Genomic DNA, 6,638 nt, shown 5'->3' on the forward strand with positions numbered 1-6,638 from the left:
AAAAATAGGATTATTGTATTAATAGCTTATATTTGTATCACTATAGAAAAAGAGCATTTAATATGGATGGTATCATAAAAAAAGAAGGCAGATATAGCTATCTAGAAATTGGAGAAGGCACTCCGATTGTAATATTACACGGACTAATGGGTGGTCTTAGTAATTTTGATGGTGTGGCCAATTATTTTTCTACTAGAGGATATAAAATTGTTATTCCGGAGTTACCTATTTACACTCAAAATCTATTAAAAACCAACGTAAAGGCTTTCGCCAAATATGTGAAAGACTTTATCACTTTTAAGAAATTTGAACGCGTAATTCTATTAGGAAATTCCCTTGGTGGCCATATTGCTTTGTACCATACCAAAATGTATCCAGAAAAAATGTTGGGCTTAGTAATTACCGGAAGTTCTGGTCTTTATGAAAGTGCAATGGGCGATAGCTACCCAAGAAGAGGGGATTATGAGTACATTCAAAAAAAGGCAGAAGCTGTTTTTTATGACCCAAAAATTGCTACAAAAGAAATAGTAGACGAAGTATATGCAATGGCAAATGATCGAATTAAATTGATTAAAACTCTTACCATTGCAAAAAGCGCTATCCGACATAATATGGCAAAAGATTTGCCGAAAATTCACGTTCCTACCTGTATCATTTGGGGAAAAAACGACACCGTAACTCCACCTGAAGTAGCCTTAGAATTTGACCGATTGTTACCTAATTCAACCTTATATTGGATTGATAAATGCGGTCATGCTGCTATGATGGAACATCCTGACGAATTCAATCGTTTACTTGAAGTATGGTTACAAGAAAAAAGTGAAACTTTAAAAAACACCTCTTCAAACCACTAATATGAAAATCAATACGGCCGAATTCATTATTAGCAATTCTGATGTTTCTAAATGTCCTTTAGAGCGCTTGCCCGAATATGCATTTATTGGTCGTTCAAACGTGGGTAAGTCTTCTTTGATTAACATGTTAACCAACCACAAGAACTTAGCAAAAACATCAGGAAAACCAGGAAAGACACAGTTAATCAATCATTTTAAAATTAATTCCAATTGGTTTTTGGTGGATTTACCAGGTTATGGTTATGCCAGAGTTTCCAAAAAAACAAAGCAAGTTTTTCAAGAATTCATAACTGATTATTTTGAAAAAAGAGAGCAACTAGTTTGTGCTTTTGTTTTAATCGACATCCGATTGGAAGCACAAAAGATAGATTTAGAATTCATTCAATACCTGGGAGAAGCTGGGATTCCGTTTTGTATCATTTTTACCAAAGCAGATAAAATCAGTAAAACCAAAATAGATTCGAATGTGGCGGCCTATAAAAAGCAACTTCACGCCAACAACTGGGAAGAAATCCCTCCTTATTTTGTTACCTCAGCCACAGAAGTTATTGGCAAAGATGCACTTTTAGATTATATTGAAGGCATCAATGAAATGGTATACAAGGACATTAATTCCTTTTAATTTTTATTTTAATTTTTATTTCAATTCTAATTTTTCGGCAAAATAATCGGTGAAATCACGCATGGTTGCCGACATTTTTTCATCATTGGTAGCACGCTCATAGGTATCGGCCATAGCCACTAACGATTGATGAATAAAGATTTTCATTTCATCAACAGGCATGTCTTTGGTCCATAAATCAATTCGAAGCGATTCTTTCTTTGCACTATCCCAAATAGATAACATAATGGCTTTAGCCGCTTCATCTTGAACTCCACCATCTTGAGCAGTCCATTTTAATGATTCTGGAATTTTATTTTCGTCTAATTCAACGGTGAATTTTATTTCGGAGGTATTGCTATTACTCATTATTTTTTGGTTTATATTTTGATTTTTCAAATATATCTGATGGATCTGCTTTTAATAATTGAACAACAGAAACTTCGTTGTTTTGCATATACGAACGAACAATTTGCCAACCTACCCATTGTCCTACTCGACCTGGTGTTTCGTTATCAATCTCTAAATAAAATTTAGAAAATGGTGCCAAATTTATAAATCGGTTAGGCAATTTCGATTCGGTGCTGTACAACAATTTATTGCTAATGAAATATTCCCACATGTAACTTTCATTTTCTTGACACCATTTTACTTGTTTGTCAGTATATCCAATGCGCTCTGCATCGCTATAATTTGGCAATAAAATATCTTTTAGATACAATTCCTTCCCCGAATTTATCATTAATGAAAGTAAATCTTTGTTTTTTGGCGAAGGCAAAATTCGATAGGATAAACTCGATACAATATCTGGAAGCATTTGTCTTTCTTCAAAATTCTGTCTCAAATAAGCCGGAAATTCCGAGTAAAATTTATGGTCTTTTCCTAAATACAATTCCAATGCAATAACTAATTTGTCATTTGCATAAATGGACTTATTTAGATAATCCATTTCTCCAATCGCCGTATATATTTGAGGCACTTTAATTGTTGGGAAATAATATTTAATATGCTTAAATAAGTCCTCAATTTCGGTTTGTTGTGTACCAAAATCCTTATACTTTTTCTCTACTTCTTGATACAAATCGCGCCATTGCGGATGTTGCATTTTCTCTATCCAAGCAGCATCTGGAATTTCTTTAGGAAAGAAATCCGGATATTCTGCTTTTACCTTAGGTAATTCTTGAGGAGTAGCATTAAAAAAAGCTTGCTCAAAGCGATGCACTTTCATCGTTACCGGAATTTTCTCTACCGCACGTTCAATTTTACTTTGTTTATCGCACGAGAAAAATAAGAATCCAAAAGCAAAAAGATAAATATATTTTCGCATAGTTAATTTTAATATTTTTGCAAATATACATCACCAAATCGTAATTCATTCTTAAACTATGGGTAAAAAAAGTACTATTCAAGTAGAAAAGGTAAACGAACATATTGTAAACTGGTTAAAATCCTACGCGAATACAGCTAAAGTAAACGGATTTGTAGTTGGAATTTCGGGTGGCGTAGACTCGGCAGTGACCTCAACCTTGTGTGCCCAAACTGGCCTGCCTACACTTTGTGTTGAAATGCCCATACACCAAGCCAGCAACCAAGTAACAAGAGCTAAAGAACATATTGACCAACTCAAGTTGCGCTTTTCAAATGTAAGTAGTGTTGAATCTAATCTTACTCCTATTTATGATTCGTTTAAAGCAACGATGCCTACAAGCGAGGAGGAAACTAAATATAATTTGGCTTTGGCCAATACAAGAGCGCGACTTCGAATGACTACTTTATATTATCATGCCGGAATTCACGGCTATCTTGTAGCTGGAACTGGAAATAAAGTGGAAGATTTTGGAGTTGGATTTTACACTAAATACGGCGATGGTGGCGTAGATGTGAGTCCGATTGCCGATTTAATGAAGAGTGATGTGTATGCACTTGGCAAGTATTTAAACATTCCGGAAGCCATTCAAATTGCGGCTCCCACAGACGGTTTATTTGGTGACAACCGCACCGATGAAGACCAGCTCGGCGCTAGTTATGATGAATTGGAATGGGCAATGCTTGAAAGTGAAAAAGAAAATCCAACGTTGAATTATTCTGAAAGAGAAACCGAAGTATTGAAAATTTACCACAAACTTAATAGTTCCAACAAGCATAAAATGCTTCCAATTCCTATTTGTATCATTCCAAAAGAGCTCCAATAATAAAAAAATAGCTTTTTATTTCGGATAACTTTTCGTAACTTGAAGATAATAGTATTAATTATTTAAAAATAAAGTTATGATAAGTGTATGTCTGGCCGATAATTTACCGGTGGTTCATTTCGGCGTAAAATCTTATTTCAGGGACCACCCCGAAATAAATGTAGTGGCCAATGTTGCCGAATTTCCATTGATTTTGGAAGCCTTAAAAAACAAAAAGATTGATGTTCTGATTCTCGATCTCGAATTAAAAGGGTTAAAAAACATCTTTGATTTAAAATTTTTGTTGAACAATTACCCTAACCTTGAAATTATTATTTACACAGGTTTGAATGAGCAAGTGTATGCCTCAAATATTTTAAAAGCGGGCACCTCTTTTTTCTTGAACAAATCGTGCAAACTAGAAACGTTAGGAAATACAATCGTTAAGGTTGCCAATAGCATGCAGACAAAAAGTGCTTCGAAAGGAATAATCAATTACAGAGAAGGTAAAGATCTACATCGAAAGCTTTCAAATCGGGAGGTTGAAGTATTGCGCTTCTTGAGCAATGGTAAAAAAAACAGCGAAATATCTAAGATATTAGGATTAAATGAAAAGACGATAAGCACCTACAAACTTCGTCTATTAAAAAAACTGAATGTTTCTAATTTAGTTGATTTGGTTAACAAAGCCAACAACCTAGTACTCGTTTAAGAGAAAAGGGATAACCCCAAAGTCCCTTTAAATTAGAAAAAGATTAATTGTGTCGGGAAATTACTCTTCCCAATTTTTTAGAAAAAATATTAGTTAACCCTAAATAATCCATCACTAAGGATAAGGTTTCTGCATTGTCAGTTTCTGCCTCTTTATCTATGGAAGATTTTAGCTCGTCTATTATTTTGTTAACCAAGAACCAACGAAGTGTCACTATCGTTTCGGTAACATATTGGCTAATTGTCTTGTCTTTGGCTTTTACAAAAATGTTTTTGGCTTCCCAATTGTGTAAAAGCTCTCGCTCGTCATTCATTAAAATTGTAGTGACTTCTTGAGACAATTCACTTGGCAAATGAGACAAGTATTGATCTAACTCAAAGGTTTCATTTTGATTAAAATAGGCAATCAAATCATTGTAAATACCTTTAAATAAAGGATTTGCTAATTCAATTTCATCTTCTTGTAAACTTAAGAAAATACGTTGATGTACCTTATACCGATTCATCTCACGCACTTCTTGAAGCTCTCCTTTTTCGTTGGTTTTCAAAATTATATCTTCAAATTCATCTTCTACATTTCCATAAATAAGAAGAATTTCAATGATCTTATGCTCTAACTCAAATTGAATATCAATGGAAGGGGCAGCAATTTGAGTTTCATTTTTTACAACTTCAAATGCCTTTTGCTCTTCTTTTTGTTTTTTGCCTAACTCCGCTATGTCTTTTTTAACCAGCTGAGCCAAGGTGTTAAAAAGTACTTCTTCTGAAATATCCATAATTCGGGACACTTCTTGAATGTATACTTCGCGTTTAATTCGGTCTGGAATTTTTGAAATACTAGCCACCATATCCCGAATCAAATCGGCCTTTTTTATGGGATCGTTTTTGGCATCTTTCATTAAAAGAGACGCTTTAAACTGAATAAAATCCATGGCATTATCTTCAAGATATTGAGTTAACTCTTGAAGAGGTGTTTTTTTGGCAAAACTATCTGGATCTTCTCCATCTGGGAAAGCACAAACTTTCACATTCATACCTTCTTCCAAGATCAAATCGATTCCTCTAATGGAAGCACGCAATCCGGCAGCATCGCCATCAAAAAGTACGGTAATATTTTTGGTGAGACGATTTATCAACCTAATTTGATCTGGAGTCAATGCAGTTCCCGAAGACGCAACCACATTTTCAATTCCGGCTTGATGCATCTGAATTACATCGGTATACCCTTCTACCAAATAGCATCGATCTTGCTTGGCAATAGCTTGTTTGGCATGGTAAATCCCGTACAAAACCTTACTTTTATGGTAAAGGTCACTTTCGGGTGAGTTTAAATACTTGGCTGCTTTTTTATCATTTGTTAAAATCCTTCCTCCAAAACCTAAAACACGCCCCGACATGGATTGAATAGGAAACATCACACGCCCTTTAAAACGATCAAATTGCTTGTCTTCACCCACAATAGTCAACCCAGTTTTTTCAAGAAATTCCAACTTGTATCCTTTACCAAGTGCCTCTTTGGTAAGTGCATCCCAAGTATTGGGCGAATAACCCAATTGAAACTTCTTGATGGTATCATTTGTGAATCCGCGTTCTTTAAAATAAGTATAGGCAATGGCTTTACCTTCTTCGGTATTCATCAAAACATCTTGAAAATACTTACTAGCAAATTCGGAAACCAAATACAAACTTTCCTTTTCATTGGCTACCTCTTTTTCTTCATTAGAAAGTTCGGTTTCTTCAATTTCGATGTTGTATTTTTTTGCCAAATAGCGAATGGCTTCCGGATAAGTAAAATGCTCATGCTCCATAATAAAAGCTATTGCATTTCCGCCTTTGCCCGAACTAAAATCTTTCCAAATTTGTTTTACCGGTGACACCATAAAAGAAGGTGAGCGTTCATCCGAAAACGGGCTCAATCCTTTATAATTGCTACCTGCACGCTTGAGTTGAACAAAGTCGCCAATGACTTCTTCAACGCGTGCGGTTTCAAAAACTTTATCTATGGTTTCGCGAGTAATCAAGTTTAGATTTTTATATTTTAAATTTTAAATTCTGAATGTGTAAATTTACCCTCATTCAATTTTTCGGATTTCTAAAAATCTAAAAATCTAAAAATCTAATTTTGATTACCCGCGAAACCATAGATAAAGTTTTTGAAACCGCACGTGTAGAAGAAGTCATAGGTGATTTCGTCCAACTTAAACGCGCCGGCAGCAATTACAAAGGATTAAGTCCGTTTTCGGATGAACGATCGCCATCGTTTATGGTTTCTCCTGTGAAGCAGATTTGGAAAGATTTCAG

8 protein-coding genes are annotated in these 6,638 nt (G+C 34.8%); 5 read left to right on the top strand and 3 right to left on the bottom strand.

Features of this window, described 5'->3' with window-relative positions; all coding sequences use genetic code 11:
• Positions 1–62 precede the first annotated feature (62 nt).
• The gene (locus ACKOWY_RS08865) at positions 63–854 is read left to right on the top strand and encodes an alpha/beta fold hydrolase (protein ID WP_408941087.1); all 792 of its coding nucleotides are present in this window, start codon (positions 63–65) and stop codon (positions 852–854) included.
• Between the two features lies 1 nt (position 855).
• Positions 856–1,476 carry a ribosome biogenesis GTP-binding protein YihA/YsxC gene (gene yihA / locus ACKOWY_RS08870; protein WP_408941079.1) on the top strand — a complete coding sequence of 207 codons (621 nt, stop codon included), beginning with the start codon at positions 856–858 and terminating at the stop codon, positions 1,474–1,476.
• A 15-nt stretch (positions 1,477–1,491) separates the two neighbouring features.
• Here yihA and gldC read toward each other — a convergent pair whose 3' ends face one another.
• Both gldC and gldB read right to left on the bottom strand, forming a co-directional pair.
• Positions 1,492–1,824 carry a gliding motility protein GldC gene (gene gldC, locus ACKOWY_RS08875; RefSeq protein ID WP_408941080.1) on the bottom strand — a complete coding sequence of 111 codons (333 nt, stop codon included), beginning with the start codon at positions 1,822–1,824 and terminating at the stop codon, positions 1,492–1,494.
• Positions 1,817–2,782, bottom strand: coding sequence for a gliding motility lipoprotein GldB (gene gldB, locus ACKOWY_RS08880; RefSeq protein WP_408941081.1), 966 nt, complete (start codon positions 2,780–2,782; stop codon positions 1,817–1,819). The genes gldC and gldB overlap by 8 nt, the downstream gene beginning before the upstream one ends.
• 58 nt (positions 2,783–2,840) lie before the next feature.
• On the opposite strand from gldB, the gene nadE reads away from it, so the two are divergent.
• Both nadE and ACKOWY_RS08890 read left to right on the top strand, forming a co-directional pair.
• Positions 2,841–3,647 (top strand): NAD(+) synthase, encoded by an 807-nt coding sequence (gene nadE, locus ACKOWY_RS08885; protein ID WP_408941082.1) that lies wholly within the window; start codon positions 2,841–2,843, stop codon positions 3,645–3,647.
• A gap of 76 nt (positions 3,648–3,723) precedes the next feature.
• The gene (locus ACKOWY_RS08890; RefSeq protein WP_408941083.1) at positions 3,724–4,338 is read left to right on the top strand and encodes a LuxR C-terminal-related transcriptional regulator; all 615 of its coding nucleotides are present in this window, start codon (positions 3,724–3,726) and stop codon (positions 4,336–4,338) included.
• Between the two features lie 43 nt (positions 4,339–4,381).
• Here the strand turns inward: ACKOWY_RS08890 and dnaG are convergent, their stop codons facing one another.
• A complete protein-coding gene (gene dnaG, locus ACKOWY_RS08895; RefSeq protein ID WP_408941084.1) occupies positions 4,382–6,358 on the bottom strand; it encodes a DNA primase in 1,977 nt (658 codons plus the stop codon).
• A gap of 101 nt (positions 6,359–6,459) precedes the next feature.
• Between dnaG and ACKOWY_RS08900 the strand changes: the two genes are divergently transcribed.
• Positions 6,460–6,638: CHC2 zinc finger domain-containing protein (locus tag ACKOWY_RS08900; protein WP_408941088.1), on the top strand; the 179-nt coding region annotated here is incomplete at its 3' end.

The sequence above is a fragment of the Flavobacterium sp. genome (assembly GCF_046073885.1).
Lineage (GTDB): Bacteria > Bacteroidota > Bacteroidia > Flavobacteriales > Flavobacteriaceae > Flavobacterium.

What these genes read in the sequence shown, in the direction of transcription:
- gldB (WP_408941081.1), bottom strand. Translation starts at nt 2,782, where the DNA reads ATGCGAAAATATATTTATCTTTTTGCTTTTGGATTCTTATTTTTCTCG.
- ACKOWY_RS08865 (WP_408941087.1), top strand. Translation starts at nt 63, where the DNA reads ATGGATGGTATCATAAAAAAAGAAGGCAGATATAGCTATCTAGAAATT.
- yihA (WP_408941079.1), top strand. Translation starts at nt 856, where the DNA reads ATGAAAATCAATACGGCCGAATTCATTATTAGCAATTCTGATGTTTCT.
- ACKOWY_RS08890 (WP_408941083.1), top strand. Translation starts at nt 3,724, where the DNA reads ATGATAAGTGTATGTCTGGCCGATAATTTACCGGTGGTTCATTTCGGC.
- nadE (WP_408941082.1), top strand. Translation starts at nt 2,841, where the DNA reads ATGGGTAAAAAAAGTACTATTCAAGTAGAAAAGGTAAACGAACATATT.
- gldC (WP_408941080.1), bottom strand. Translation starts at nt 1,824, where the DNA reads ATGAGTAATAGCAATACCTCCGAAATAAAATTCACCGTTGAATTAGAC.